General features: G+C 65.0%; 25 protein-coding genes. 5 read left to right on the top strand and 20 right to left on the bottom strand.

Features of this window, described 5'->3' with window-relative positions; translation table 11 throughout:
- Window position 1: 1 nt before the first annotated feature.
- From AC2YJX_RS16335 to cyoA, 6 genes are all read right to left on the bottom strand, one after another.
- Window positions 2-1,330 (bottom strand): ATP-binding protein, encoded by a 1,329-nt coding sequence (locus tag AC2YJX_RS16335; RefSeq protein WP_487256653.1) that lies wholly within the window; start codon window positions 1,328-1,330, stop codon window positions 2-4.
- A complete protein-coding gene (locus AC2YJX_RS16330; protein ID WP_426307085.1) occupies window positions 1,311-2,150 on the bottom strand; it encodes an SURF1 family protein in 840 nt (279 codons plus the stop codon). Before AC2YJX_RS16330 ends, AC2YJX_RS16335 begins: the two co-directional genes overlap by 20 nt.
- Window positions 2,150-2,578: a cytochrome o ubiquinol oxidase subunit IV gene (gene cyoD / locus AC2YJX_RS16325; protein WP_487256652.1), complete on the bottom strand. Its 429-nt coding sequence runs from the start codon at window positions 2,576-2,578 to the stop codon at window positions 2,150-2,152. Before cyoD ends, AC2YJX_RS16330 begins: the two co-directional genes overlap by 1 nt.
- 2 nt (window positions 2,579-2,580) lie before the next feature.
- Window positions 2,581-3,216 carry a cytochrome o ubiquinol oxidase subunit III gene (gene cyoC / locus AC2YJX_RS16320; RefSeq protein WP_487256651.1) on the bottom strand — a complete coding sequence of 212 codons (636 nt, stop codon included), beginning with the start codon at window positions 3,214-3,216 and terminating at the stop codon, window positions 2,581-2,583.
- Complete coding sequence (gene cyoB, locus AC2YJX_RS16315) at window positions 3,209-5,212, bottom strand: cytochrome o ubiquinol oxidase subunit I (RefSeq protein ID WP_055402916.1); 2,004 nt, start codon at window positions 5,210-5,212, stop codon at window positions 3,209-3,211. Before cyoB ends, cyoC begins: the two co-directional genes overlap by 8 nt.
- Window positions 5,213-5,277: 65 nt before the next feature.
- On the bottom strand, window positions 5,278-6,333 hold the full coding sequence (gene cyoA / locus AC2YJX_RS16310) for a ubiquinol oxidase subunit II (RefSeq protein WP_121419466.1): 1,056 nt from the start codon (window positions 6,331-6,333) through the stop codon (window positions 5,278-5,280).
- Window positions 6,334-6,580: 247 nt separating this feature from the next.
- On the opposite strand from cyoA, the gene AC2YJX_RS16305 reads away from it, so the two are divergent.
- Window positions 6,581-7,921 carry an MFS transporter gene (locus AC2YJX_RS16305; RefSeq protein ID WP_055402920.1) on the top strand — a complete coding sequence of 447 codons (1,341 nt, stop codon included), beginning with the start codon at window positions 6,581-6,583 and terminating at the stop codon, window positions 7,919-7,921.
- 117 nt (window positions 7,922-8,038) lie between these two features.
- On the opposite strand, the gene tolA is transcribed toward AC2YJX_RS16305, so the two are convergent.
- The 12 genes from tolA to AC2YJX_RS16245 all read right to left on the bottom strand — a co-directional run bounded on the left by tolA (window position 8,039) and on the right by AC2YJX_RS16245 (window position 17,928).
- Entirely contained in the window at window positions 8,039-9,007 is a 969-nt protein-coding gene (gene tolA / locus AC2YJX_RS16300) for a cell envelope integrity protein TolA (RefSeq protein ID WP_487256650.1), read from the bottom strand.
- Window positions 9,008-9,037: 30 nt separating this feature from the next.
- Complete coding sequence (locus AC2YJX_RS16295; RefSeq protein WP_055398910.1) at window positions 9,038-9,466, bottom strand: ExbD/TolR family protein; 429 nt, start codon at window positions 9,464-9,466, stop codon at window positions 9,038-9,040.
- Window positions 9,467-9,480: 14 nt separating this feature from the next.
- Entirely contained in the window at window positions 9,481-10,194 is a 714-nt protein-coding gene (gene tolQ / locus AC2YJX_RS16290; protein ID WP_055398908.1) for a protein TolQ, read from the bottom strand.
- Window positions 10,191-10,610: a tol-pal system-associated acyl-CoA thioesterase gene (gene ybgC, locus AC2YJX_RS16285; protein WP_121419468.1), complete on the bottom strand. Its 420-nt coding sequence runs from the start codon at window positions 10,608-10,610 to the stop codon at window positions 10,191-10,193. The genes tolQ and ybgC overlap by 4 nt, the downstream gene beginning before the upstream one ends.
- A gap of 6 nt (window positions 10,611-10,616) precedes the next feature.
- The gene (locus AC2YJX_RS16280) at window positions 10,617-11,801 is read right to left on the bottom strand and encodes a pyridoxal phosphate-dependent aminotransferase (protein ID WP_487256649.1); all 1,185 of its coding nucleotides are present in this window, start codon (window positions 11,799-11,801) and stop codon (window positions 10,617-10,619) included.
- A gap of 108 nt (window positions 11,802-11,909) precedes the next feature.
- Window positions 11,910-12,467: a transcription antitermination factor NusB gene (nusB, locus tag AC2YJX_RS16275; RefSeq protein ID WP_487256648.1), complete on the bottom strand. Its 558-nt coding sequence runs from the start codon at window positions 12,465-12,467 to the stop codon at window positions 11,910-11,912.
- Window positions 12,464-12,928 (bottom strand): 6,7-dimethyl-8-ribityllumazine synthase, encoded by a 465-nt coding sequence (gene ribH, locus AC2YJX_RS16270; RefSeq protein WP_487256647.1) that lies wholly within the window; start codon window positions 12,926-12,928, stop codon window positions 12,464-12,466. The genes nusB and ribH overlap by 4 nt, the downstream gene beginning before the upstream one ends.
- A gap of 5 nt (window positions 12,929-12,933) precedes the next feature.
- Window positions 12,934-14,055 carry a bifunctional 3,4-dihydroxy-2-butanone-4-phosphate synthase/GTP cyclohydrolase II gene (gene ribBA / locus AC2YJX_RS16265; protein ID WP_055398900.1) on the bottom strand — a complete coding sequence of 374 codons (1,122 nt, stop codon included), beginning with the start codon at window positions 14,053-14,055 and terminating at the stop codon, window positions 12,934-12,936.
- Between the two features lie 175 nt (window positions 14,056-14,230).
- Window positions 14,231-15,916: a T6SS phospholipase effector Tle1-like catalytic domain-containing protein gene (locus AC2YJX_RS16260; RefSeq protein WP_487256646.1), complete on the bottom strand. Its 1,686-nt coding sequence runs from the start codon at window positions 15,914-15,916 to the stop codon at window positions 14,231-14,233.
- A 216-nt stretch (window positions 15,917-16,132) separates the two neighbouring features.
- Entirely contained in the window at window positions 16,133-16,429 is a 297-nt protein-coding gene (locus AC2YJX_RS16255; RefSeq protein ID WP_055398898.1) for a 2Fe-2S iron-sulfur cluster-binding protein, read from the bottom strand.
- A 13-nt stretch (window positions 16,430-16,442) separates the two neighbouring features.
- Window positions 16,443-17,081, bottom strand: a complete 639-nt coding sequence (locus AC2YJX_RS16250) for a DUF938 domain-containing protein (protein ID WP_487256645.1) — start codon at window positions 17,079-17,081, stop codon at window positions 16,443-16,445.
- A 565-nt stretch (window positions 17,082-17,646) separates the two neighbouring features.
- Entirely contained in the window at window positions 17,647-17,928 is a 282-nt protein-coding gene (locus AC2YJX_RS16245; RefSeq protein ID WP_055398894.1) for a DUF427 domain-containing protein, read from the bottom strand.
- 359 nt (window positions 17,929-18,287) lie between these two features.
- Here AC2YJX_RS16245 and AC2YJX_RS16240 point away from each other — a divergent pair, with 359 nt between their 5' ends.
- Window positions 18,288-19,196, top strand: coding sequence for an SDR family oxidoreductase (locus AC2YJX_RS16240; RefSeq protein ID WP_487256644.1), 909 nt, complete (start codon window positions 18,288-18,290; stop codon window positions 19,194-19,196).
- A 71-nt stretch (window positions 19,197-19,267) separates the two neighbouring features.
- Window positions 19,268-20,797: a glutamate--cysteine ligase gene (gene gshA / locus AC2YJX_RS16235; protein ID WP_487256643.1), complete on the top strand. Its 1,530-nt coding sequence runs from the start codon at window positions 19,268-19,270 to the stop codon at window positions 20,795-20,797.
- 188 nt (window positions 20,798-20,985) lie between these two features.
- Here the strand turns inward: gshA and AC2YJX_RS16230 are convergent, their stop codons facing one another.
- Together AC2YJX_RS16230 and AC2YJX_RS16225 are read right to left on the bottom strand one after the other, a co-directional pair.
- On the bottom strand, window positions 20,986-21,201 hold the full coding sequence (locus AC2YJX_RS16230; protein WP_055398886.1) for an oxidoreductase-like domain-containing protein: 216 nt from the start codon (window positions 21,199-21,201) through the stop codon (window positions 20,986-20,988).
- An 11-nt stretch (window positions 21,202-21,212) separates the two neighbouring features.
- Window positions 21,213-21,464 carry a hypothetical protein gene (locus tag AC2YJX_RS16225; protein ID WP_121507050.1) on the bottom strand — a complete coding sequence of 84 codons (252 nt, stop codon included), beginning with the start codon at window positions 21,462-21,464 and terminating at the stop codon, window positions 21,213-21,215.
- 93 nt (window positions 21,465-21,557) lie between these two features.
- Between AC2YJX_RS16225 and ylqF the strand changes: the two genes are divergently transcribed.
- A complete protein-coding gene (gene ylqF / locus AC2YJX_RS16220; protein WP_055398883.1) occupies window positions 21,558-22,535 on the top strand; it encodes a ribosome biogenesis GTPase YlqF in 978 nt (325 codons plus the stop codon).
- Between the two features lie 428 nt (window positions 22,536-22,963).
- A complete protein-coding gene (locus AC2YJX_RS16215; protein WP_055398881.1) occupies window positions 22,964-25,267 on the top strand; it encodes a putative bifunctional diguanylate cyclase/phosphodiesterase in 2,304 nt (767 codons plus the stop codon).
- Window positions 25,268-25,319: the final 52 nt, after the last annotated feature.

The raw sequence follows: 25,319 nt of genomic DNA, 5'->3' as shown, positions 1-25,319 counted from the left end.
TTCAGGCTTTGGCTTCAGGCAGTGCGATCGCCGCCAGTGGCAGTTCGATGGTTACTTCGGCGCCCCCTTCGGGGCGGTTGCGTGCCGCCACGCTGCCACCCAGCGTGCGTGCCACGTTGAGCACAAGGTACAGGCCCAGCCCACCGCCGGGGCGGTTTTTGGAGGACTGGTAGGGCGTGCCCAGCTTGGCCAGCATGTCGGGGGCAAAGCCCGGCCCTGCGTCGGTCACCGTGATGCGCAGTGCATCGGAGTTGCGGGTGACGGCTAGGCGCACCCAGCCGGGCGAGGCGTCGCGTGCATTGTCCAGCACATTGAAAACCATCTGCTGGAGCGTGGTGTCAGACACCATGGGCGTATCTGCGCCGAAGTCGTTGTCGTAGATGAACTGCGGCATCGACCGGGTGCTGCGCCATTCTTCTGCCAGGGCATCCACAAAAGTGCGTACGGTGGTCTGCATGGAGGCTTCGCCGCGTGTCTCTCCGGCCGAAAGCAGGATGCCGCTCACGATGCTCTTGCAGCGCTGCACCTGGGCTTGCATTTCGTCGATGTCTTCCTTCAGCGCTGGGTAGGCCGCCAGCTGCTTGTCGTGCTGCCAGTCCCCCAGGATCACGGCCAGCGTGGACAGCGGCGTGCCCAGCTCGTGGGCCGCGCCTGAGGCCAGCAGGCCCATGCGCACGATGTGCTCTTCTTCCACGCGGCGGCGGCGTGCTGCGGCCAGGCGCGCATCGCGTTCACGCAGGTTCAGGTTGATGCGGGTGATGAAGACCACCACCAGCGTGGCGTTGAGCACAAAGCACACCAGCAACCCGATCACGTAAAGGCTCGACAGGCCCTGGTGCAGGTTCTGCGGCAACTCCAGGGGCAGGTGGTGTGTGGCCAGCACGCCAAAACACAGCAGTGTGATGATCACGATGGACCAGATGTAGGCGCCGCGCAGCAGCACGGCCCCCAGCGTGATCTGCAGCAGGTACAGGAAGACGAATGGGTTGCTGGTGCCCCCGCTCAGGTACAGCTGCACTGTGAGCACGGCCACATCGATCAGCAGGGCCAGAAAAAGCTCCACATTGCGCACCATCACACCGGTGCGCAGCCGCAGCAGGCTCACTACGTTGAACACCGCCAGGCAGCCCACCACCAGCAGCATCTCGCGCACAGGCAGCGTGAGGTTCAGGCTGTAGTGCGCCATCTCGATGGTGAACACCTGGCCGACCACGGCAATCCAGCGCAGCTCGATCAGCTGCTGCAGGTTCTTGATGCCTGCGGCGGCATCGGCCGAGCGTGCGTTGCGCTGCGGCGCGGCGGTCGCAGTATCAGGACGAAGAGGTGTCATCAGGGGCGAAGGTGGTGGCAGGGCGCGCAAAGCCGCGCAGGCGGCGCTCGTAGCGTGCCACATACCAGCCAGCACCCGCAACCATGAGGGCCAGACCGTACCAGGTCAGTGCGTAGACCAGGTGGCTGTTATGGAAACGGATCACCGTCATGCCAGCGCGCGGCCAACGGGTGTCCGCTGCCGGGGGCACAGCGGCGCCTGGTACGGGAGGCAACCCCGCATCGATGAAGAAGGGGGCAGTCTCGGGCAACTGCAGCCAATGGCCGATGGCCGCAATGTCGCGCGAGTACCAGCGCTGCTCAGCCGGGGCATTGGTGCGCAGAAAACCACCGTCAGGCTCGCTCATGCGCAGCAGGCCCTGGACAGTCGCGGTGGTGGAGGTAGGGGGGATGGAGGCGGGCATAGGCTTTGCCAGCCATTGGGCGCGCTGCTCCTGCGGCACAAAACCCCGGTTCACCAGCACCTGCGCGCCATCATCCAGCTGCAAGGGCGTCATCACCCAGAAGCCCGAGCCCAGCTCGGTCAGGGCCTGGGTAAGCACGGTTTTCTCGGGCAGCCACCGGCCCTGCGCGGTGACGGGCAGGTATTCGTGGCTGGCCGCACTCACCTGGGGCCACTCTGGGCGGGAGGGCAGGGGTACAGGAGCAGCGTGCACGCGTTGATCGACGCGCTCGATCAACGCGAGCTTCCATGCGCGGCGCTGCACCTGCCAGGTACCCAGCGCGATAAAGCCCAAAAACAAGGCGATGCCCACCACTGCGAGCACCGCCTGGCGAAGCCGCCGGGACTGGGGGTCCGGGGCTGTGGGGTGGAATGGCATCAGGGCGTCGAGTGGCCCGGCGCCTCATGCGTTGCGGGTGTGGGGGTGGGGTGCTCGGGCATCATGTTCGCGTTCATGTGGAACATGACCCACAGCGTGCCCGCAATGGCAATGGCTACGAACACCACGGTGAAGATGGTGGACAGCATGGTCCAGCCGCCTTCGACCTTGCCGTTCATGTGCAGGAAATACACCATGTGCACCAGGATCTGGATCACGGCGAAGACGCCCAGCACCAGCACGGCGGTGTTGCGGTCGGCGATGACCTTGGCCATGACGAGCCAGAAGGGAATGGCCGTGAGGATGACCGAGAGCATGAAGCCGATCGTGTAGTCGCGCAGGCTGCTGTGCGGTTCCGCGTCGCCGTGGTGGTCGTGGCCGCCATGGTCATGCGCGCCGTGTGCGTGTGTTGTGTGTTGTGCGCTCATAGTTACAGCACTCCCATCAGGTACACAAAGGTGAAGACGCCAATCCAGACCACGTCCAGAAAGTGCCAGAACATCGACAGGCACATCAGGCGGCGGGTGTTGGCAGGGATCAGGCCGTGTTTGCCGATCTGCACCATCAGCACCACCAGCCAGATCAGACCGAAGGTCACGTGCAGGCCGTGGGTGCCCACCAGCGTGAAGAAGGCTGACAGGAAGGCGCTGCGCTGGGGCGTGGCGCCCTGGTGGATCAGGTGGGCAAACTCATAGAGTTCGAGGCCCAGGAAGCACAGGCCGAAGAAGCCGGTGACGGCCAGCCACAGCAGCGTGCCTTTCACATCCTTTTGCTGCTTGCGCAGCATGGCAAAACCGAAGGTGATGGACGACAGCAGCAGGAAGGCCGTATTGATGGCCACCAGCGTCAGGTCGAACAGCTGCGTACCGGTGGGGCCGGCCGCATAGCTGCGGCCCAGCACGCCATAGGTGGCAAACAGGGCGGCAAAGATGAGGCAGTCGCTCATCAGGTAGAGCCAGAAGCCCAGTGCGGTGCCGTTTTCGAGATGGGGCTCGTGCGCAAGGTGGTAGTCGCGCGGGGCCAGGGCGCCTGCGGCGGCGCCAGCGTTGAGGCGGAGTTCAGACATGGCGTGCCAGTTGGAGTGTGCGGGCTTCTTCGGTGGCGGCGACTTGGGACGCCGGGATGTAGAAGTCACGCTTGTAGTTGAACGTGTGGATGATCGAAGCCAGCAGCAGCGCCGCGAACGAAACGCCCGCAAGCAGCCACATGTGCCAGATCAGCGCGAAGCCAAAGACCAGCGACAAGGCCGAGATGACCGCGCCCGAGCCGGTGTTGGCAGGCATGTGGATGGGCGCAAAGCCGCCGAGCGGGCGCTTGTACCCATGCTTCTTCATGTCCCACCACGCATCGATTTCATGCACGACAGGGGTGAAGGCAAAGTTGTAGTCGGGCGGGGGCGACGAGGTGGCCCATTCGAGCGTGCGCGCATCCCACGGGTCGCCCGTGTGGTCGCGCAGCTGGTCGCGCTTGAGGTAGCTCACCACGATCTGGATCAGGAAGCAGGCGATGCCCGCAGCAATCATTGCGGCGCCGATGGCGGCGATCACGAACCAGATCTGCAGCGACGGGTCTTCAAAATGGTTGGCACGGCGCGTGACACCCATCAGGCCCAGCACATACAGCGGGCCGAACGCCACCCAGAAGCCCACCACCCACAGCCAGAAGGAGCGCACGCCCCAGGTGCGGTCGAGCTTGTAGCCAAAGGCCTTGGGATACCAGTAGTTGATGCCGGCGAACAGCCCGAACAGCACGCCACCGATGATCACGTTGTGGAAGTGGGCGATCAGGAACAGGCTGTTGTGCAGCACGAAGTCGGCCGGGGGCACGGCCAGCAGCACGCCGGTCATGCCGCCAATGGCAAAGGTCACCATGAAGGCCACGGTCCACATCATGGGCAGCTCGAAGCGGATGCGGCCCTTGTACATGGTGAACAGCCAGTTGAAGATCTTCGCGCCCGTGGGGATCGAGATGATCATCGTCGTGATGCCAAAGAAGGTATTCACGCTCGCACCTGAGCCCATGGTGAAGAAGTGGTGCAGCCACACCAGGTACGACAGGATGGTGATCACCACCGTGGCGTAGACCATGGAGGTGTAGCCGAACAGCCGCTTCTTGCAGAACGTGGCCACCACTTCAGAGAAGATGCCGAAGCACGGCAGGATCAGGATGTAGACCTCGGGGTGGCCCCAGATCCAGATCAGGTTCACGTACAGCATGGCGTTGCCGCCCAGGTCGTTCGTGAAGAAGTTGGTGCCGACATAGCGGTCCAGCGACATCAGCACGAGCGCTGCCGTCAGCACCGGGAACGAGGCCACGATCAGCGCGTTGGTGCACAGGGCAGTCCAGGTGAAGACGGGCATGCGCATCAGGTTCATGCCGGGTGCGCGCATCTTGATGATGGTGACGATCAGGTTGATGCCCGAGAGCGTGGTGCCCACCCCCGCAATCTGCAGGGCCCAGATGTAGTAGTCGAGCCCCACGCCGGGGTCCTGCGCCCCCAGGTTGGACAGTGCCAGCCAGCCGGATGTGGAGAACTCGCCCAGGAACAGCGACACCATCACCAGGATCGCGCCTGCCGTGGTCATCCAGAAGCTGAAGTTGTTGAGGAACGGGAACGACACGTCGCGCGCGCCGATCTGCAGCGGCACGAGGTAGTTCATGAGGCCCGTGACCAGTGGCATCGCCACGAAGAAGATCATGATCACGCCGTGGGCGGTGAAGATCTGGTCATAGTGGTGCGGCGGCAGGTAGCCCATGTTGTCGCCAAAGGCCATGGCCTGCTGCAGGCGCATCATCACGGCGTCGGCAAAGCCGCGCAGCAGCATCACGAGGCCGAGGATCATGTACATGATGCCGATGCGCTTGTGGTCGATGCTGCAGATCCAGTCGCGCCACAGCGTGCCCCACAGGCGGAATTTGGTGATGGCGGCCATCACGGCCAGGCCACCCAGCACGGTGGCGACAAAGGTCCAGAGCACGATGGGCTCGTGCGCCATCGGTATGGAATCCCAGGTGATTCGGCCCAGGGCCCAATGGGATGCGGTATCAGGTGCGGAGGACATAGAGGTCTTTGGAAGATGCCAACACCCGCTTGGCACGGGCGCCGACATGGCAAATCAAGGGCGGATCATTGGGCGGAGTTGGCGCGCGGTGCGTGGCGGGCTTCCAGGCTGGCCACCACCTGGGCGGCGTTCTGCGAGGTGCATACGTCCTGCGGCAGATTCAGGCCCACGGCGCGCACATAGGCGTCACCGCCGTTCTCGTCAATGGCCATCATGTGGTGCATGCACATCTTGCCGTCTTCGACACAGCGGTTCAGTACCTTGTCATACAGGCCTTCTTCCACGCTGGCAAAGCGCTGCACGGGGTCGCGCTCGCTGGGCTTGGCCAGGTCCATGTAGGCCTGGCGTGTAAGTGGCTTGCCTTCGGACTTGGTCTTGGCCACCCACTGCGCGAAGTCGCTCTCGCTCAGGCCATGGAACTTGAACGTCATGCCAGAGAAGCCAGCGCCGCTGTAGTGCGAGGACATGCCCTTGTACACGCCCGGTTGGTTGATCACGGCGTTCAGCTCGGTCTGCATGCCGGGCATCGCGTAGATCATGCCGGCGAGGTCGGGCACGTAAAACGCGTTCATCGTGGACGTGGCCGTGAGCTTGAACAGGATGGGGCGGTCCACCGGCGCAGCCAGTTCATTCACGGTGGCAATGCCCAGCTCAGGGTAGAAGAACAGCCACTTCCAGTCCATGGCCACCACCTGCACTTCCATGGGGGTGGATTGGGCGTCCAGCGGTTTGCTGGCCGAGATGCGGTCCAGCGGGCGGTAGGGGTCGAGCTTGTGGGTGCCGATCCACGTCAGGGCGCCGAGGGCGATGACGATCAAGAGCGGCACGGTCCAGATCACCAGCTCCAGCGTGGTGGAGTGGTGCCAGTCGGGGTCGTAGTCGGCCTCGGTGTTGGCAGTGTTGTTCTGGCGGTACTTCCAGGCAAACCACAGGGTGAGGGCAATCACCGGAACGATGATGATCAGCATCAACAGCGTGGCCTGGATGACCATGTGGCCTTGCTGGGCCGCGATGTCGCCGGCGGGGTTGAGGACGACCGCCTTGCTGCAGCCAGCCAGGCTGCCCAAGGCGGCCATGGCGGCGAGCCAGACAGGCACGCGAGGTAAAGGTAGTTTGGACATGTGACAGGCGCAACCAAGGCGTTTAAGGGTAAACGCGGATAACGAAGTGCCGTCGAATGTAATAGCCCTAGCTTTTTTGTACATTGGACATTTTGTCCAAGGTCAAAGTAATGCGCCCCACTTTGGTGCATTTCCGGCCCCTGCGGTGTTGTCCTGCACACGGCATAGTGAAACCGCACTTGTCCCAGATCAAACTTGCGTGTAGAACCAGAATGTCTTATTCAAACAACGACAAGGAGCCCTGTTCATGAGCAGCCCCGCCTCTGCCACTTACCCTGCGGCCGGCTTTGAAGAAAGCCCCGCTTCTCTCTCGCGGGCTGATACGCATGAAGACGTGACCCCCAGCGAAATTGCTGTGGGCGTGATCATCGGACGCTCGTCCGAGTATTTCGACTTCTTCGTTTTCGGGATCGCCTGCGTTCTCGTCTTCCCGTCCTTCCTCTTTCCATTCCTCTCGCGCCTGGATGGCACGCTGATGGCGTTTGCGCTGCTGGCGGTCGCTTTTGTCGTGCGCCCGGTGGGCACGGCCATTTCCATGGCCATCCAGCGGCGCTGGGGCCGGGGCACCAAGCTGACCATTGCACTATTCCTGCTGGGCGTGTGCACGGTGGGGATGGCGTTCTTGCCGGGCTACAAGGACGCGGGCCTGACTGCCGTGGTGGCGCTGCTGATCCTGCGCATTGGCCAGGGTCTGGCGCTCGGCGGTTCTTGGGACGGCCTGCCGTCGCTGCTGGCCATGTCGGCGCCCAAGGAACGGCGGGGCTGGTTTGCCATGATCGGACAGTTGGGCGCGCCGGTCGGGTTTGTGCTGGCGGCGGGTCTGTTTGCCTATCTGTACAGCAGCCTCAGCGTGCAGGAATTTCTGGCCTGGGGCTGGCGTTATCCCTTCTTCGTGGCCTTTGCCGTGAACGTGGTGGCCCTGTTTGCCCGCCTGCGCCTGGTGGTGGGGCAGTCGTACGCCGAGCTGCTGCAAGAGCGTGAACTGCAGCCCGTGCCTGTGAGCCGAGTGATCCGTGACGAAGGCAGCAATGTGGTGCTGGGTGCTTTTGCCGCGCTGGCCAGCTTTGCGCTGTTCCACCTGGTCACGGTGTTCCCGCTGTCTTGGATCACGCTGTATTCGGACCAGCCGGTGACCCAGATTCTGGGCGTGCAGATCGTAGGCGCCTTTCTGGCAGCGGGGGCCATCATGGTGTCGGGCTGGCTGTCGGACCACCTGGGCCGCCGCAAGCTGCTGGGCGGCATGGCGGTGTTGATCGGCGTGTTCAGCTTCATGGCCCCCGTGCTGCTCAACTCGGGTGAGGTGGGCAGCACCATGTTCCTGCTGCTGGGTTTTGTGCTGCTGGGCTTGTCGTATGGCCAGGCGTCGGGCACGGTCACGGCCAATTTTTCGCCCCAGTACCGCTACACGGGCGCAGCTCTCTCGGCCGACCTTGCCTGGATCATTGGCGCCGCGTTTGCACCGCTGGTGGCCCTGTACCTGTCGGCCCAATTCGGGCTGCTGGCGGTCACGGTGTATTTGCTGTCGGGCGTGGCCTGCACGCTGGGCGCGCTGAACCTGAATCGGCGCATGGAGCGCCGGGACCGGTAAGCGGCAGAGATTTGCTATTGTTTGTATAGCTGTTTGCGCTTGTCTAAAAAGCGCTAGAGGCTAAAAATGCTCTAAAAAAAGAGCGCCCGGTACTACCGGGCGTTTTTTTGTGGAGGCTCAGTCCTGTGGCCTGAAGCCAATGGTCAGTGAAGGCGGCACGCGGCCATCCACATCGCGCGGCAGGGTCTCGGTCTTGTCCAGGGCGCGGAGCACTGCGTCATCCCAGGCCTTGTTGCCGCTGGACTGCACCAGGCGTTTGCCCACGATGGTGCCATCGGGCGAAAGGCGGACTTCCACCTCGGCGCGCGGGTTGCCTGAGATCGCGTCGGGGTACACGATGTTGGGCTTGACCTTGGCTGCAACCTTGCCGCCATAGCTGCCCGACGGACCAGCGCTGCGCTGGGCTGTGCCTGTGGCGTTCTCGCCGCCCGTGGCCCCCGCCAGGCCCTGGAGGCGGCGCAGGTTGGCTTCCCGCTGTTCTGCCAGCTGTTTGGCCTCCGCGTCGGCCTTGCGCTTGGCGGCTTCGTCGGCCTTGCGCTTGTCTTCGGCCAGCTTCTTTTGCTTGTCCTGCTCGGCCTTCTTCTGCTCGGCCAGCTGCTTTTCGCGCTGTTCCCTTTCTTTTTCCTTTTCCTTTTGCAGGCGTTCCTTCTTTTCCTGCTCCAGGCGGTCGCGGCGTTCGTCTTCCTTGCGCTCACGTTCGCGCTTTTCACGTTCCAGCTGCTGCTCGCGCGCCTTCTTCTCCTGCTCCAGACGCTCTTTTTTGCGTTCGATGGCGATGTCCGCCTCGCGCGTGTCGGGCGGCTCCACGGCGCGGGGGGGCGGTGGTGGTGGCGGAGCGGGCGGACGCACTTCCGGGGGAGCGGGTGGTGGCGGCGGGGGCTCCACGGCGCGTGGTGCGGCCTGCTGGGGCACCGCAGCCCACAGTTCGGCCTCCACCGCAGGCTGGTCGGCGCTGTTCTTCCAGTTCACTCCCCAGGTGAGCGCACCGATGAGCACGACATGCACAAGCACCGCCAGTGAAATGGCGCGCAAGCGTGCCGGGGGGCGGGGCGGGGAAAACTGGTCGCGGTCGTTGTGGGCGTGCATGGGCTTCAGAGCGGCGGGCGTGCGTTCGGTTCAGCCACCCTGTTTGACGGAAAGACCCACGCGTTGCACGCCCGCCTTTTGCAAGGCATCCATGGCTTTCACCACGTTTTCGTACTGCACGCCCTTGTCGGCGCTGATGACCACGGCACTGGCGCTGTCAGCACCCTGGGCCTTCTGCCAGCGGCTGGCCGCGTCGCCGATCTCGCGCTGGTTCAGACTGCGTGTGGCTTCGGGCGTCTTGAACTGCAGCGTGCCGTCCTTGTTGACGATGACCTGGGCCACCACCTTGGGCATGTTCTTGCCTTTGCCCACGCTGGGCACATCAACAACGCCCGGCGTCAGCATGGGCGCCGTCACCATGAAGATGATGAGCAGCACCAGCATGACGTCGATGAACGGGACCATGTTGATCTCGTTGATGGTGCGGCGGCCTCGACCGCGGGATGCCATGGCGGGCATGTGGGCCTCCGTGCTCAGTGGCCCGAGGCCGTATGGCCTGCGGGTGCGGGCTGGGCGCCCAGATTGCGCTGCAGGATGTTGGAGAACTCTTCGATGAAGGTCTCCTGGTGCGTGGCCACGCGGTCGATGTCGCGGGCAAAGCGGTTGTAGGCGATCACAGCGGGGATGGCGGCAAACAGGCCGATCGCGGTAGCCACCAGGGCTTCGGCAATGCCAGGCGCCACAGTGGCCAGCGTGACCTGTTCCATGCCCGCAAAGCCGGTGAACGCGTGCATGATGCCCCACACGGTGCCAAACAGGCCTACGTACGGCGACACGGAGCCGACCGACGCCAGGAATGACAGGCTCGACTCCACCACGTCCATCTCGCGCTGGAAGCTCGCGCGCATGGCGCGGCGTGCGCCGTCGAGCAGGGTGCCGGGGTCCACGATGCGGCGTTCACGCAGCTTCTGGTATTCACGCATGCCGCTGGCAAAAATACGTTCCATGGGACCGGCCTGCTTGGCGTTTTGTGCGGCACTGGCGTACAGGTCGTTCAGGCTGGTGCCCGACCAGAACTCGCGCTCGAAATCCTCATTGAGCGCTTTCACGCGCTTGAGCGAAAACAGCTTGCGGAAGATGGCTGCCCAACTGGCGACGGAGACGCCCAGCAACAGCAGCATCACGAGTTGCACCACCCAGCTGGCGTGCAGCACCAGGGTGATGATGGACATGTCTTGGGAGTTCATGGTGAGAGTTGTTCCAGCAGGGTGTTCGGAATTCTTGCGGGGCGCATGGTGGCAGCATCAACCCATCCGATGCGGATGGTGCCTTCGCTTAGCAACAAAGGGGCTTGTTCGGTCATCTGCTCTGGTTTCAGGAGCGCGCGCTGCACTATTGTCAACGATGCGCGGCCCGAGGCCTGCAGGGCGGCGGTAACAATCAGTTCATCGTCCAGCCGTGCAGGCCGGTGGTAGCGAAGCTGGGCATCGGTTACGACAAACATGCCCCCGGTTTGTTCCCGCAATCGCTGCTGACCCACGCCCAGCGACCGCAGCCATTCGGTGCGAGCGCGCTCGAAGAACTTGAGGTAGTTGGCATAGAACACGATGCCGCCGGCATCGGTGTCCTCCCAATACACGCGGATGGGGAACTCGAATGCCATCGCGCGTTACCCCAGCACGCTGCGCAGCCGCGCCACAGACTCTTGGAGTTGCGCCATGGAGTTGGCGGTGGAAAAGCGCACAAAACGTTCTGGCTCGGCCGTGCCGAAGTCACGCCCTGGCGTCACGGCGATGTGCGCACGGCGCATCAGCTCAAAAGCAAAGTCCCAGCTGCCGCTGACACCCAGGCGCTCGGCGGCCTGCGTGCAGTCCGCCCAGGCGTAGAAGGCACCGTCGGGCATCACCGGCACCGAAAGGCCCATGGGCTGCAGGGCGGGGATAAAGAAGTCGCGCCGGGCCTTGAACTCGGCGCGGCGGCGTTCGTATTCAGCAATGCTCTCTGCCTCGAAGCAGGCCAGCGCCGCGTGTTGCGACACGGTGCTGGCGCAGATGAACAGGTTCTGCGCCAGGCGCTCGACCACCGGCACCATGGCTTCGGGCACCACCATCCAGCCCAGGCGCCAGCCGGTCATGTTGAAGTATTTGCTGAAGCTGTTGATGCTGATGATGTTGTCGTCGATGGCCAGTGCGGTGTGGCCAAACTCTTCCTCGTACGACAGGCCCAGGTAGATCTCGTCGATCATCGTGATGCCGTCATGCGCGCGGACCACGTCGTGGATTCGGCGCAGCTCACCGGGCGCGATGGAAGTGCCGGTGGGGTTGGACGGCGATGCGAGCAGCACACCCCGCGTCTTGTCCGTCCAGGCCGCACGCACCTTGTCGGCGCTCAGCTGGTAGCGTTCTGCGGCCGTGGTGGGCAGCAGTACGGCCTTGCCTTCTGCGGCGCTCACGAAGTGGCGGTTGCAGGGGTAGCTGGGGTCGGGCATCAGGATCTCGTCGCCCGACTCGATCAGCGCCAGGCACGCCAGCTGCAGCGCGGCCGAAGCACCGGCCGTGACCACGATGCGGCGTGCAGGCACGTTGACGCCAAAGCGGCTCTGGTACCAGCCGCTGATGCGCTCGCGCAGCGCATCCAGCCCCAGCGCGTTGGTGTACTGCGTAGCGCCGCTGTGCACGGCGCGCGCGGCGGCCTCTTGCACCAGGGGCGGCGCGGTGAAGTCCGGCTCGCCGATGTTCAGAAAGATCATCGGCTCGCGCGTGCCCGCCACCTCGCGGGCCAGGGCCTGCGCGGCCTTGGCGACCTCCATCACATAGAACGGTTCGATGCGCTCAGCGCGCGTGGAAAACTTCATGGGAAGGTGTCCTGCCCGTGCGGGTCGGGTGTTGCTCGGAAACTCAAGAAAGAAGGCCCGGTGCGTGGCAGTGGGTTGCACGCGCGGGGGCCTTTCGGCGGGGTGCGCTCAGGCTTCGTCGGCGGGCGCGCCAGGCATTGCGCCCGTGGCCTTGTCGGCCGCCACTTCCAGCGCACGCAGCTTGGGGGCCAGTCCGTTGAGCACGGCGTTCACGTACTTGTGGCCATCGGTGCCGCCAAACTCTTTGGCAAGCTCAATGCACTCGTTGAGCACCACACGCCATGGCACGTCCAGGCAGTGCTGAAACTCGTACACGCCGATCCACATCACGGCATGCTCGATGGGCGAGATCTCGGCCATCTTGCGGTCCAGCAGCGGGGTGATCAGCGCGTCCAGGTCGGCGGCGGTGTTGATGCAGCCGTGCAGCAGTGCGTCGTAGTGCACCGAATCGGCCTTGTGAAAGCCCGCCAGGTCGCGGGTGAACGCGTCGATGGCGTGCGCATCGTTGCCGCCCACCAGGTGCTGGTACAGCGCCTGCAGCGCGAATTCGCGCGCGCGGCTGCGGTTGGACTTGGAGGCTGCCTTGCGCGTGCCCGTGCTCTTGAGCCCGGTGCGGGCCTGCTTGGGCGGGCGTGCCGAGGACGGCGTGGGGGTGTTTTCGCTCATGACAGCTCGTCCAGCAGGTTGGCCATTTCCACCGCAACGCGGGCGGCATCGGTGCCTTTTTCGGTCTGGCGGGCGATGGCCTGCTGGACGTTTTCGGTGGTGATGATGGCGTTGGCAATCGGGATCTGGTAGTCCAGCGACAGGCGCGTGACGCCCGCGCCGGATTCGTTGGCCACCAGTTCGAAGTGATAGGTCTCGCCACGGATGATGCAGCCCAGCGCAATCAGCGCGTCGAATTCATCGCTTTCGGCCATGGCCTGCAAGGCCACGGGCACCTCCAGCGCGCCGGGCACCAGCACGTGCTTGATGTGCTTTTCTTGCACGCCCAGCGCCAGCAACTCGGCGCGGCAGGCGGCCGCCAGCGTGTTGGTGATGCTCTCGTTGAAGCGGGCCTGCACGATGCCGATGTGCAATTTCTTGCCGTCCAGCTTGTCCGCTGTTCCTTTGTCTGCGCCAAACATGTTCTTTATTCCTTGGGGATGAAGCCGGTGATTTCGAGGCCGTAGCCGGCCATGCTGGGCATGCGGCGGGGCTGGCCCATCAGGGCCATCTTGTGCACGCCACATTCGCGCAGGATCTGCGCGCCCACGCCATAGGTGCGCAGGTCCATGCGGCCGCGTTCAGGCGCTTGGGCTGCGCGGGCGGTGCCTTCAAACTGCGCCAGCAGCTGGGCGGCGCTTTCACCGCAGTTGAGCAGCACGGCCACGCCCTTGCCTTGCTTGACGAGGTATTGCAGGCTGGTATCGAGGCCCCACGAGTGCATGGAGCGGTTGACTTCGAGCGCGTCGAACACCGACAGGGGCTCGTGCACGCGCACAGGTACCACGTCGTCGGCGCTCCACTGGCCCTTGACCAGTGCCAGGTGCACGGCCTGGCTAGGTTTGTCGCGGAAGGCGTGGGCGGTAAATTCGCCGTAGGCGGTCTGCAGCGTGCGCGTGCCGACCTTTTCGACCAGCGACTCGTTGCGGCTGCGGTATTCGATGAGGTCGGCAATGGTGCCGATCTTCAGGCCGTGCTCGGCCGCAAACAGCTGCAGGTCGGGCAGGCGGGCCATGGTGCCGTCGTCCTTCATGATCTCGCAGATCACCGATGCGGGGCTGCAGCCTGCCATGGCGGCCAGGTCGCAACCGGCTTCGGTATGGCCTGCGCGCATGAGCACGCCGCCATCCACGGCCTGCAGCGGGAAGATGTGGCCGGGTTGGACCAGGTCGGTGGGCTTGGAGTTGCGGTCCACCGCCACCTGCACGGTGCGGGCACGGTCGGCCGCCGAGATGCCGGTGGTCACACCCTCGGCCGCCTCGATGGAGACGGTGAACGCCGTGCTGTACACCGTGCCATTGCGCGCGGCCATGGGTGGCAGCTTGAGGAACTCGCAGCGCTCACGGCTCAATGTCAGGCAGATCAGGCCCCGGCCGAAGCGGGCCATGAAGTTGATGGCCTCGGGCGTCACGTGGTCGGCGGCCAGGACGAGGTCGCCTTCGTTTTCGCGGTCTTCTTCATCCACCAGGATGACGATGCGCCCGGCGCGCATCTCGGCCACGATGTCCTCGACGGGGGAGATCGGCACGGGGGTGAGGGGGGAGGTCATGGAAGGGCGGGCTTTCGGTGGGCCGCGCGGGTGGCGCGCACCGCACGCTGTCCGGCCACGACCCGGGCGGGTCGATTCCAAAGAGCGGGCAGTGCGGGGCTGGCCGCACGGTGCGGGAGCGCTCTGCGCCCCGAAAGCCGAGATTTTAGTTCACTTGGGGCGCGGCCAAGGCGGATCACGCAGTCGAGCGGCCGCCGTCATGCCCGGCCAGCGCGCCGGCCACGATCAAGCCGACCAGCAGCATCAGGGACAGCATCTTGACGCCGCTGGCCACCGTCAGCACTGTGGGCCAGTGGGCGAGGTGCATGTGCAGCGTGGCAAAGTTTTCCACGAGGTCCGACACCACGAGCGCGCCCATCGCCCAGTGTGCATGGCGCGAAAGGCCACCCAGGGCCCGGCCCGGCGGCACGGCCCGTGCGACCAGCCGCCGCACGGCCCACGCCACCGGGTAGGCCAGCCACAGGGTGTAGCAGGCGAGCAGGGCCCAATCCAAGGCGATGACGCGGCGCACGCCCTCGGCGTTGCACATCACCTCCCAGCTGGCATGCCAGTGGGCCGACAGCTGAAAGCCCGTGGGCAGGATCTGCAGCCACAACGGCGCGGTATCCAGGTCGCAGGCGCGGTAGCCAGCGAGGGTGGTGATGGCGTACAGCACGGCCGTGGCGGCTGCCAGCGCTATGCCCATCCAGCGCCAGGGTTGCGTGCGCGGCACGGTGCTGGCGGGCACGGCGCCGCCCACCGGGCGGGCCGTGGGGTCGATGAAGTCGCTGGTCTCACGGCCACGGGCGTTCAGGCCGGTCCAGACCCAGTAGGGGCAGTCATACGCCTGGTCGTGCATGGCGGTGAGCGGGTCGCCGGGCTGCAGCCGGCTCTTGTCCACCCGCAAGCCGTGGGCAGCGGCTTCGTCCACCATCCAGGCCAGCGTGATGTTGGACAGCCCGTCGCGCGCGTACGAGCCGCCCACGTCGCTGTGCACGCCGCGGAACCAGCGCTGGTCGTAGCTGCGCCAGGGCTGCTCCTCGGCGGTGAAGTGCGGGTCTTCGTAGCGGCGGGGCGTGTACTTGCTGCGCGATTCATACAGCGACATGGCATGGCGCACGTGGGCAAAGCGCTTGCAGTCGAAGTCGGTGGAGTTGCTGATCTTGATGCTGCCCAGTCCGCCCAGGCCGATGGCCTCCACCGTGTCCCACACGCCCACGAAGTGCACCAGCGGCGTGCGGCCCAGCGAGAAGTTGTTGATCACGTCCTCCGCAAATTTCTCCCGGTCTTTGGTGCCAGCCTGGTTTTTGTGGCCGCGCGGCGCAAAGTAGGTGCGCACCAGCGTTTCGATGAGCGGCAGCCCCTCGGTGTGGATCAGGCCGTACATGTTGATCATCCCGGCCACCGACCGCGCCGTGAATGCGCCGCGCGAGAAGCCGAACAGGTAGATCCGGTCGCCCCGCTGGTAGGTATTGACGAGGAACCGGTAGGCCTCTGCGATGTTGGGGAACACGCCGTTGCCCAGTGCCAGACCTGCCAGTTGCCGCAGCTGGTTCTTGGCCTCGGACACGATCCCGTCCGCCGGGAACTCGTTGGTGGTGCCCACGCCGGGGTCGTAGTAAACGAGCTGGGTGGGCTCCTTGCCCGATGGGTCGTGGCCCTTGCCGAGCATGCGCAGCAGTTTGACCACGTTGGTGTCCTGCTGGTTGCCCAGAATGTTGCCGGTGCCGTCGAACAGCAGCACCAGGTTGCGGCCGGGCTTTTCGGCCCATTGCGCGTCCGCCGCGATGCACTGGGTCAGGATGTCCTCGCGGGTGGGGGGACGGTAGGCGGCGCGCGGTGGATTCGTGGCTACTGCGGCCGGTGTGGCAAATGCGTTCATGAAGTCCCCCCTCGCTCTGCAACCAATCATGACTGACGCAAACAGTGCTCAGGCAAGCGACACGCCCACGGCAAAGCCGGTTGCTGCATCCCGATTGGCGTAAGTCCTCAATGTATGTGCCGCAGATTCTGGGTGACTACTGCCGGGCATGGCAAGCAGGAAAGCGCCATTCGGGGGGGCGAGCCGGGGCAGGGGGGCAGGCCCCTTCAGCCAACGTCAGATGCTTTGCGCTTGCAACCGCACGTCGCTTGCCGGGTAGGCCACGCAGGGCAGCACGCAGCCCTCGGCCTTTTCTTCGGCAGACAGGCCGGGCCACTCGATGGCATAACGCACTTCGCCTTCGATCAGCATGCCGAGGCAGGTGCGGCAGGTGCCGTTGCGGCAGGAGCTGGGCCAGTCGATGCCGCCTTGCTCCAGCGACAACAGCAGGGGCTGCTCGGGCCAGGCGTCGCATTGCTGGCCGTCGGGCTCGACCTTGGCGATGAAAAAGGGGGCTGCGGTGGGTGTGTTCATGGGGTGCGTTTCTTCAAGCGTTGCGGGAGGCGTGTGTCCAAACCAGCAGCAGGTTGTTGGCGGGCATCGCATACCGTGCGGCCAGTTGCAGGTCGGCCTGGGCGGCGACGGCGGCCACGTCTTCGATGCGGCGGATGCCCCAGTCGCCGTCTTGTGCGCGCAGGCTGGCGTCGAAAGACAGGTTGCCAGGCGCGGTGGGCACGCCATCTTCCAGATACGGGCCGTAGGTGACGAGGTGGCCGCCCGGCGTCAGGTGGCGGGCGGCGCCTTGCATCAGCCCCGTGCAGCAGGCCCAGGGCGCGATGTGCAGCATGTTGGCACAGTAGACCAGGTCGAACGACGCGGCGCCGAATGCCGGGTCCTCGCTGGGCCAGCGGTCATGCAGCACGTCCAGCCGCTGTGGCGCCCGCACGTTGCGGGCACCTGCCTGCTCGGCCCAGGCGGTGATCGATGCGAAGTGGGTGTTGTGCAGGTCTGTGGGCTGCCAGGTCCAGCCGGGCAGGGCGGTTGCAAAGTGCGCGGCGTGCTGGCCGGTGCCGCTGGCAATCTCCAGCGCGGCGCCGGTAGGTGCCAACAGGGCCAGCAGCTTCGCCAGGATGGGGCCCTGGTTGCGTTCGGCGGCGGGGCTGTGCTGGAGGGGGGCGGTGGTCACTAAATATTTTGGTATTTTTAGCCTCTAGCGCTTATCTGGTAAGCGCTAGAGGCTATGAAATAAGGAGCGCTTCGAAGAAGCCGAAGGGGACTGTACCCCAGATGCTTTGTCCCGGCTGCACTGCCTGTTTTTTAAGCGGCATAAGAAGTTTCCTTGTAAATCAATGACTTAAAACTGTCATACAAGGCTTGTTCAGAGTTATCCACAAGATTGTCCAGTCCGGGAAGGGATAACCGGGGGTTTTGGGGGCCGTTTGAGGGCGTTGGCGGCGGGGGCGGATCGGGTTTTGTAATTGCCTGTTTTTTGAGCGTCACAAGGATATTCCTTGTAAATCAATCACTTAAAGCGTCCATACAAGGCTTATCCAAGGTTATCCACACCATTGTCCAGTGCAGAACGGGATAACCATCGCCATGGTGTTCTGCGTTGCCTAAAAATAAGGCAGTGCAGGGTGATTCTTTATAAATCAAGCACTTGGCGTTGTCATACAGGGCTTGTCAAAACTTATCCACATGATTGTCCAGTGCTGACAGGGATAACCCGCAGGTGGTGGGCTCCGGGGTGTTCACGGGGTGACCTTCACGCCCTTCCAGAACGCCACGCGGCCTTTGATTTCTTCGGCTTCGGGCTTGGGGTCGGCGTAGAACCAGGCGGCGTCGGTGTTCATTTCGCCGTTGACCAGCAGCGACAGGTAGCTGGCCTGGCCCTTCCAGGCGCAGGTGGTCTTGTGGTTGCTGAAGGTGAAGTAGTCGCGGTGGAGTGCGCTTTCGGGGAAGTAGTGGTTGCCCTCCACCACCACGGTGTCGTCGCTTTCGGCAACTACTACGCCGTTCCAGACTGCTTTCATGGGAAATCCTTGGTAAAAATGGCCGCTGGCGCTTGATTTATAAGCGCTGTTAGCTATGAAATTGTGAGTAATGGGGTGCCGCTGCGGCAGCAAGCCCCCGGAACGGGACTGCGAGGCCGATTATTCCCAATGCGCCGCAGCTGTGCACGGGCCTCTGGGAACGCAGGGCTTTAGACGGATATGCCTTCATTTATTCAGTCGCCTGCGCAACCGGCGGCCAGCGCCGCGTGGCTTACAGTGCAGCGCGCGGTGCCCGCACATTGGGGCTGGGCGCCAGAGGCGGTTTAGAGAGATGCGTTTCGTTTCTATTCCACTGATTGATGGACCAACCAAGACAACTGGACAGGAGAACCTTCACCATGGGTATTGATTTCAAAGGCCGTGTGGCCATCGTGACGGGCGCAGGCGGTGGCCTGGGCCGCCAGCATGCATTGGCTTTGGCAGCGCGCGGCGCCAAGGTGCTGGTCAACGATCTGGGCGGCGCGGTGGACGGCAGCGGCGGTACCGTGAGTGCTGCGCAGGCCGTGGTCGATGAGATCCGTGCTGCGGGCGGCGAGGCGCTGGCCAACGGCGCATCCGTCACCGACTTTGCCGCGGTCGAGGCCATGGTGCAGCAGGCCATCGACGCCTGGGGCCGGGTGGACATCCTGGTCAACAACGCCGGCATCCTGCGCGACAAGTCGTTCGCCAAGATGAGCATGGACGACTTCCGCCTGGTGGTGGATGTGCACCTGATGGGCGCCGCCAACTGCTGCAAGGCCGTGTGGCCGCACATGGTGGCCCAGCAATATGGCCGCATCGTGATGACCACGTCGTCCACCGGCCTGTACGGCAACTTCGGCCAGGCCAACTATGGCGCGGCCAAGCTGGCCCAGGTGGGGCTGATGCAGACCCTGGCCATCGAGGGCGCCAAGTACAACATCCACGTGAACGCCCTGGCCCCCACGGCCGCCACGCGCATGACCGAGGGCCTGATGCCCCAGGAAGTGCTGGACGCCCTGAAGCCCGAGGCCGTGGTGCCCGCCATGCTGGTGCTGGCGCACGAAAGCGCGCCCACGCGCACCATCCTGTGTGCGGGCGCGGGCACGTTCGAGGCCGCCCACATCACCCTGACGCAGGGCGTTCATCTGGGCATTGGCGCCGATGTGCCCGAGCAACTGGCGGCCCACCTGGCCCAGGTGACGGACCGTGCCGGCGAGCAAGTACCACAAAGTGGCGCAGCCCAAGGAACCAACGAAGTTGGAAAGGCCTTGGCCGCAAGGGCTTGATTTCCCCAGAGGCGGGCCAGCGCTCAACGTGCTAAGTTCCGGGCCGACAGAAGTTGGATCGGTATAAACATATGAGCACACTGCACGAGAGACTGGCCGCCTACCCGGCGGACGCCCTGGGGGGGATTCGCCGCGGCATCGAAAAGGAAGGGCTGCGCGTGCTGCCCACCGGCGGCCTGGCCCTCACACCCCACCCGCTGGCGCTGGGCTCGGCCCTCACACATCCCCTGATCACCACGGACTACAGCGAGTCGCAGCTGGAGCTGATCACTGGCGCCCACAAGGGCGTGCAGCAGTGCCTGGATGAGCTGACCGAGGTGCATCAGTTTGTGCACCACACCCTCAAGGACAGCGGTGGCGAGCTGCTGTGGGCCTCCAGCATGCCCTGCGGCCTTCCCACCGACGAGACGATTCCGATTGGCCGCTATGGCAGCTCCAATGTGGGCCGCGCCAAGAGCGTGTACCGCATGGGCCTGGGCCACCGCTATGGCCGCCGCATGCAGACCATCTCGGGCATTCACTACAACTGGTCGTTGCCGGGCGTAGACAGCGAGCAGTATTTCGCACTCATCCGCAACTTCCGCCGCCACGCGTTTGTGCTGCTGTACCTGTTCGGCGCGTCGCCCGCCTTGTGCCCCTGTTTTGTGGAAGGGCGCGAGCACCGCCTGGAGCGCATGGAGGGCGGCAGCGCGCTGTACCTGCCCCACGCCACGTCGCTGCGCATGGGCCGCCTGGGCTACCAGAGCGACGCGCAGGCCACGCTGGCCGTGAGCTACAACGGCCTGACGGGCTACGCCAACTCGCTGCACGAGGCGTTGACCAAGCCGTACCCCGCCTACGAAACCGTCGGCGTGCGCAACCCCGGTGGCGACTACAACCAGCTGGGCACCAGCCTGCTGCAGATCGAAAATGAGTTCTACGGCACCATCCGCCCCAAGCGCACCGTGCGCACCGGTGAGCGCCCGCTGCACGCGCTGCGCGAGCGGGGTGTGGAATACGTGGAAGTGCGCCTGATGGACCTGGACCCGTTCGTGCCCGTGGGCATCACCGCGCCCACCATGCGCCTGCTGGACGTGTTCCTGCTGCACTGCCTGCTGTCCGACAGCCCGCCCGACACGCCGGCCGAAATTGCCGAACTCAAGCAGAACCAGCACCTCACCGCAGAGCGGGGCCGCGAGCCCGGTTTGCACCTGTCGCGCAACGGCCAGAGCGTGCCGCTGACCGAATGGGGTGCCGAGGTGCTGGCCGCCTGCGAGCCGCTGGCTGCCGCGCTGGATGCCACCCATGGCACCGACGACTACAGTACCGCGCTGCGCGATGCCCGCGCGCTGATGGCTGCGCCCGAGCGCACACCATCGGCCCGCGTTCTCGACAGCATCGTGCAGAGCCACCACAACAGCTTTGAATCCTTTGCCCGCCAGCAGTCCATCGCTGCGCGCGACGCGTTGCTGGGCCTGCCGTGGACGCCTGAACAGCAGGCGCGCTACCTGGCGATGGCAGATGAATCGATTGCCGCGCAGAAAGCCATCGAGGCGGCAGACACGCTGCCGTTTGAGGAATGGCGCGAGCAGTACATGGCGGTGAAGGAGTTGACCCCCTGAGCGGCTGCGCCGCTTCCCCCAAGGGGGACGCCACCGGTGGCCTGGCGAAGCCAGTTCCACGGTGGCACTGGCCTTGGGCAGCGACAGTTTCAGCCGACATCTGCTGCAAGGCGGGCTGCCAGATGCTCTTAATTTGATAGCTGTCTGCGCTTATACATAAAGCGCTAGAGGCTATTTAGGCGCTAATTTCAGCCTTGCAGCTGCAGCAGCGCCTCTTGCCGCCAGTATTCGGCCGCGTCCAGAAACCCCTCCCACACGCAGCCATTGCACCCGCGCCCACAGCAGGTGGTGGGCTCGGGCGGCGGGGTGCGCAGCGCAATGCCCATGTCTGCAGCGCGTTGCTGCAGCGACTGGAACATCTGCTGCGCGGTCGCGCCGTCCACAGCGCGGGCCGGGGTTGCCATGGTGAGTGAAGTCACGGCTTGTGGCGCCCGGACTTGGCGCGGCGCACGGCGTACTGCACCCCAAACGCAATGCCCAGCACCAGCGCAAACCAGCCCACCAGGGCCGCCTGGCTCATCAGATCGCGCACGCTGGCAGAGCGGGCGACGTACGGCGCCAGCAGGATGACCAGACCAATCAGGGCCAAGGTCACGCTCTTGAACAGCAGATCCTTGTGGGCCTTGGTGGCGGTGGCTTTGCGCGGGGTGTCGAGAGGGGCTGGCATGAAGGTCAAACAACGCCGTGGCGTAGGGCAAGTGGGACCGCGATTATCCTTGCCACCCTCAGATTGATTTGAAAACACAAGAAAGTACCTCGCATGGCCATCCAGTGGTTCCCCGGTCACATGCACCTGACCCGCAAAGCCATCACCGAACGCATCAAGGACATTGACGTGGTGATCGAGGTGCTGGACGCCCGCTTGCCCGGCTCCAGCGCCAACCCGCTGCTGGCCGAGATCACCGGCCACAAGCCCACGCTCAAGGTGCTCAACAAGCAGGACGTGGCCGACCCCGAGCGCACGGCGCAGTGGGTGGACTGGTACAACGCCCAGAGCGACACGCGCGCCTTGCCACTCGATGCGTCCGACCCGGCCCCCACGCGCAAGCTGATTGACGCGTGCCACCTGCTGTCGCCCAACCGGGGCGGCATGGCCAAGCCCATGCGGGTGCTGATCTGCGGCGTGCCCAACGTGGGCAAGTCCACGCTCATCAACACGCTCAGCAACAAGCGCCAGGCCAAGACGGGCGACGAGGCCGGCATCACCAAGCTGGAACAGCGCATCACCCTGGCCGACGACTTCTACCTGTGGGACACGCCCGGCATGCTGTGGCCGCGCATTGTGGTGCCCGAAAGCGGCTACAACCTGGCCGCCAGCGGCGCGGTGGGCCGCAATGCCTACGACGAGGAGCTGGTGGCGTTGGAGCTGCTGCGCCGCCTGCAGAAAAACTACGCCCCACTGTTGGAGGCTCGCTACAAACTGGGCCTGCCCGAGGGGGCCGTGGCAACGATGCACGACGAAGAGCTGCTCGAAGCCATTGGCCGCAAACGCGGTGCCATGCTGGGCGGCGGCAAGGTCAACCTGCAAAAGACGGCCGAGATCGTGATGACGGATTTCCGCACCGCCATTCTGGGCCGCATCACGCTGGAGACGCCCACCGAGTTTGAAGCCTGGCGCGCTGCGGGCCTGGCCGAAGACGCCAAGCGCCAGGCCAAGAAGGATGCGCGCGCCAAGTCCAAAGGCAAGGGCTCTGGTGTGCGGGAGCCTGCGCCGGGCAGCGACGACGGCACGGACTGACCGGATTCCCGGCGCATCCCAGCTGGCGCGCAGGATGCCCGCCGTCGGCGTTGCGTGGCCGCCGCTGCTGGCGTTTTGCTGGTAGCCGATCCGTAAGAACCTGTTCAAGATCTTTTCGGGGATCGCATTGGAGTGCAATCGGGATGAGTGGAAGCTTCGGATGCGCCGCATGGGCTCATGCCCATGCAAGCAGCCGAGGCATTCAATCGCCCGATTTCACTCCAACCCTTCGGGCAAGTGCCTTGCCGGGCGGTCTGCGGCGTTGCGGCGCTTGCCAATAGCCGGGCTATTGGCCGCTCACCGCGCCTTGCATCCCATCCCGGCAAGGCACTTGTGCGACCCCGAAAAGATCTTGAACAGGTTCTAAGAACTTGAACAGGTTCTAAGGCAGCGGTTACGATGGCCTTCCTCCCGCTACCCCCGTCGCCATGGCCGAAGCCCCCGCTGTTCCGCTGCCCGACCACGAAGACGCCACCACACGCCATCTGGTGCGTGTGGCAGGGTGGGCCGTGATGCTGCTCGGTGGCGTCATCGGCGTGCTGCTGATGTTTGACGACCCCGTGCAGCCTGCGCGTGTGGCGCTCAATCTGGTGGCGGGCCTGGTGGGGGGCTCAGCGCTGTGGCTGGCGCGCCAGCAGCGCTGGACGCAGGCGGCCCACCTGCTGGTGTGGGGCGTGTGGGTATCGGTGTCGCTGGTGGCGGCCCGCAATGGCGGTGTGAACGGCCCCAACCTGCTCAACTACCCGGTGATCATCGTACTGGCCGGCTGGCTGCTGGGGGCCAGGGCCACCCTGACGCTGGTGGGGCTCACGGCGCTGCTGTTCCTGGGGTTCATCTGGGCCGACATCCAGGGCATGTTCAAGCCGGTGCAGGTGGCCAACCGGGTGGCCGGTGCGGTGTACCTGGCAGGCATTCTGGTGCTGACAGCAGCGGCCACGCTGCTGTCGCGCCGCAACTACATGAGCCGGGTGCAGGAGGCGCAGCAGACCGCCACCAACCTGGCTGCCAGCGAGGCTGCACTGCGCAAGCTGCTGCGGGCGGTGGAGCAGAGCCCCGAGAGCATCGTTATTACCGATCTGAAAGAAGACATCGAGTACGTGAATGACGCCTTCGTGCGCCGCACGGGTTATGAGCGCGATGAAGTGGTGGGCAAGGCATCGGCCGACTATTCCAGCAATGGCCTGGCGCCCGCGCAGCGGGACGGCCTGCGCGCCACCCTGGCCCGCGGCGAGAGCTGGGCGGGCGAGCAGGTCAACCGCCGCAAGGACGGCGCCGAGATTGCCGAGGCCGTGGTGGTGGCCCCCATCCGCCAGCCCGACGGCCACATCAGCCACTATGTAGAGCTCAAGCAGGACGTCACCGAGCGCAAGCGCGCAGCGCAGGAAATTCATCGCCTGGCGCATTTCGACAGCCTCACCAGCCTGCCCAACCGCTTCACGCTGATGGAGCGACTGTCTGCGCTGCAGGGCCGCGCGGGCCGCCCGCCCACCACGCAACACGCGCTGCTGCTGCTGGACCTGGACCGCTTCACCACCTTCAACGATGCACGCGGCAGCGAGATGGGCGACCGCCTGCTGTGCGCCGTGGCGCTGCGCCTGTCCGAGATACTGCCCCCCCAGGGCCTGCTGGTGCGTGTGGCGGGCGACGAATTTGCCGTGGTGCTGCACGGCCTGGGCGCCGATGCCTCGCTGGCGGGCCGGCGTGCCCTGGCCTTTGCCGAAAAGCTGCAGACAGCGCTGCTGCGGCCGCTGCACCTGCAAGACAACGACACCGAAGAAGCCCAGCTGGGTGCTAGCGTGGGCATCACGCTCTACCCGCAAAGCGCCAATGATGTTGCGCACGACGCCCTGCGCCGTGCAGGCACGGCGCTGCACCGCGCCAAGCAGGCCGGTGGTGGGCGGGCGGCTTTCTTCGAGCAAGGCATGGGCGAGGCGGCCGAGCAGCGCTTTCGCGTGGAGCGCGAGCTGCGCCAGGCCATCGGCGCGGGCGAGCTGCGGCTGTACCTGCAGTCGCAGGTGGACGTGTTGGGCCAGATCACCGGGGCTGAGGTGCTGGTGCGCTGGCAGCATCCGCGCGACGGTCTGGTGGCGCCGGGCGTTTTCATCCCCGTGGCGGAAGAGTCGGACCTGATCGTGAGCCTGGGCGGCTGGGTACTCTCCCATGCCTGCGCGCTGCTGGCGCAGCCATTGTTTCAGGAGCGGCGACTGCGGCTGTCGGTCAACCTGAGTGCCCGGCAGTTCCGGCAGGCGGGTTTTGTGCCGCAGCTGCGCGCCATGCTGGCTGCCAGCGGCGCCGACCCGCGCCTGCTCACCCTGGAGGTGACCGAAGGCCTGGTGATCGACGACTTTGACGACGCCGTGGCCAAGATGGGCGAGTTGGCGGCGCTGGGGGTGGACATGTCGCTGGACGACTTTGGCACGGGCTATTCGTCGCTGGCCTATCTCAAGCGCCTGCCGATCCAGGAGATCAAGATCGACCGCTCCTTTGTGCGCGACGCACCCACCAATGCCGACGATGGCGTGCTGGTAGAAGGCATCCTGTCGGTGGCCCGCCACTTCGGCCTGCGCGTGGTGGCGGAAGGGGTCGAGACCCGCGACCAGGCGGATTTCCTGAGCCAACGCGCTCCCGACATCGTGTACCAGGGCTACCTCTTCGGGCGCCCCGAGCCCGACACCGACTGGCTGGCCCGTGCAGCGCTGGTGGGCACCGCCACCGTGGAGGATGAAGGCTGAATTTCAAGCAAAAATAGCTGCCAGCGCTTATTGGTAAAGCGCTGGCAGCTAT

It is taken from the genome of Acidovorax sp. SRI_002, assembly GCF_057586455.1.
The sequence above is the reverse complement of the archived record's forward strand: the minus strand, read 5'-3'. Positions and strand labels throughout refer to the sequence as shown.

Excerpts from the sequence above, each read along its gene's own strand:
- AC2YJX_RS16335 (WP_487256653.1), bottom strand. The coding sequence starts at position 1,330 with ATGACACCTCTTCGTCCTGATACTGCGACCGCCGCGCCGCAGCGCAAC.
- AC2YJX_RS16330 (WP_426307085.1), bottom strand. The coding sequence starts at position 2,150 with ATGCCATTCCACCCCACAGCCCCGGACCCCCAGTCCCGGCGGCTTCGC.
- cyoD (WP_487256652.1), bottom strand. The coding sequence starts at position 2,578 with ATGAGCGCACAACACACAACACACGCACACGGCGCGCATGACCATGGC.
- cyoC (WP_487256651.1), bottom strand. The coding sequence starts at position 3,216 with ATGTCTGAACTCCGCCTCAACGCTGGCGCCGCCGCAGGCGCCCTGGCC.
- cyoB (WP_055402916.1), bottom strand. The coding sequence starts at position 5,212 with ATGTCCTCCGCACCTGATACCGCATCCCATTGGGCCCTGGGCCGAATC.
- cyoA (WP_121419466.1), bottom strand. The coding sequence starts at position 6,333 with ATGTCCAAACTACCTTTACCTCGCGTGCCTGTCTGGCTCGCCGCCATG.
- AC2YJX_RS16305 (WP_055402920.1), top strand. The coding sequence starts at position 6,581 with ATGAGCAGCCCCGCCTCTGCCACTTACCCTGCGGCCGGCTTTGAAGAA.
- tolA (WP_487256650.1), bottom strand. The coding sequence starts at position 9,007 with ATGCACGCCCACAACGACCGCGACCAGTTTTCCCCGCCCCGCCCCCCG.
- AC2YJX_RS16295 (WP_055398910.1), bottom strand. The coding sequence starts at position 9,466 with ATGCCCGCCATGGCATCCCGCGGTCGAGGCCGCCGCACCATCAACGAG.
- tolQ (WP_055398908.1), bottom strand. The coding sequence starts at position 10,194 with ATGAACTCCCAAGACATGTCCATCATCACCCTGGTGCTGCACGCCAGC.
- ybgC (WP_121419468.1), bottom strand. The coding sequence starts at position 10,610 with ATGGCATTCGAGTTCCCCATCCGCGTGTATTGGGAGGACACCGATGCC.
- AC2YJX_RS16280 (WP_487256649.1), bottom strand. The coding sequence starts at position 11,801 with ATGAAGTTTTCCACGCGCGCTGAGCGCATCGAACCGTTCTATGTGATG.
- nusB (WP_487256648.1), bottom strand. The coding sequence starts at position 12,467 with ATGAGCGAAAACACCCCCACGCCGTCCTCGGCACGCCCGCCCAAGCAG.
- ribH (WP_487256647.1), bottom strand. The coding sequence starts at position 12,928 with ATGTTTGGCGCAGACAAAGGAACAGCGGACAAGCTGGACGGCAAGAAA.
- ribBA (WP_055398900.1), bottom strand. The coding sequence starts at position 14,055 with ATGACCTCCCCCCTCACCCCCGTGCCGATCTCCCCCGTCGAGGACATC.
- AC2YJX_RS16260 (WP_487256646.1), bottom strand. The coding sequence starts at position 15,916 with ATGAACGCATTTGCCACACCGGCCGCAGTAGCCACGAATCCACCGCGC.
- AC2YJX_RS16255 (WP_055398898.1), bottom strand. The coding sequence starts at position 16,429 with ATGAACACACCCACCGCAGCCCCCTTTTTCATCGCCAAGGTCGAGCCC.
- AC2YJX_RS16245 (WP_055398894.1), bottom strand. The coding sequence starts at position 17,928 with ATGAAAGCAGTCTGGAACGGCGTAGTAGTTGCCGAAAGCGACGACACC.
- AC2YJX_RS16240 (WP_487256644.1), top strand. The coding sequence starts at position 18,288 with ATGGGTATTGATTTCAAAGGCCGTGTGGCCATCGTGACGGGCGCAGGC.
- gshA (WP_487256643.1), top strand. The coding sequence starts at position 19,268 with ATGAGCACACTGCACGAGAGACTGGCCGCCTACCCGGCGGACGCCCTG.
- AC2YJX_RS16230 (WP_055398886.1), bottom strand. The coding sequence starts at position 21,201 with ATGGCAACCCCGGCCCGCGCTGTGGACGGCGCGACCGCGCAGCAGATG.
- AC2YJX_RS16225 (WP_121507050.1), bottom strand. The coding sequence starts at position 21,464 with ATGCCAGCCCCTCTCGACACCCCGCGCAAAGCCACCGCCACCAAGGCC.
- ylqF (WP_055398883.1), top strand. The coding sequence starts at position 21,558 with ATGGCCATCCAGTGGTTCCCCGGTCACATGCACCTGACCCGCAAAGCC.
- AC2YJX_RS16215 (WP_055398881.1), top strand. The coding sequence starts at position 22,964 with ATGGCCGAAGCCCCCGCTGTTCCGCTGCCCGACCACGAAGACGCCACC.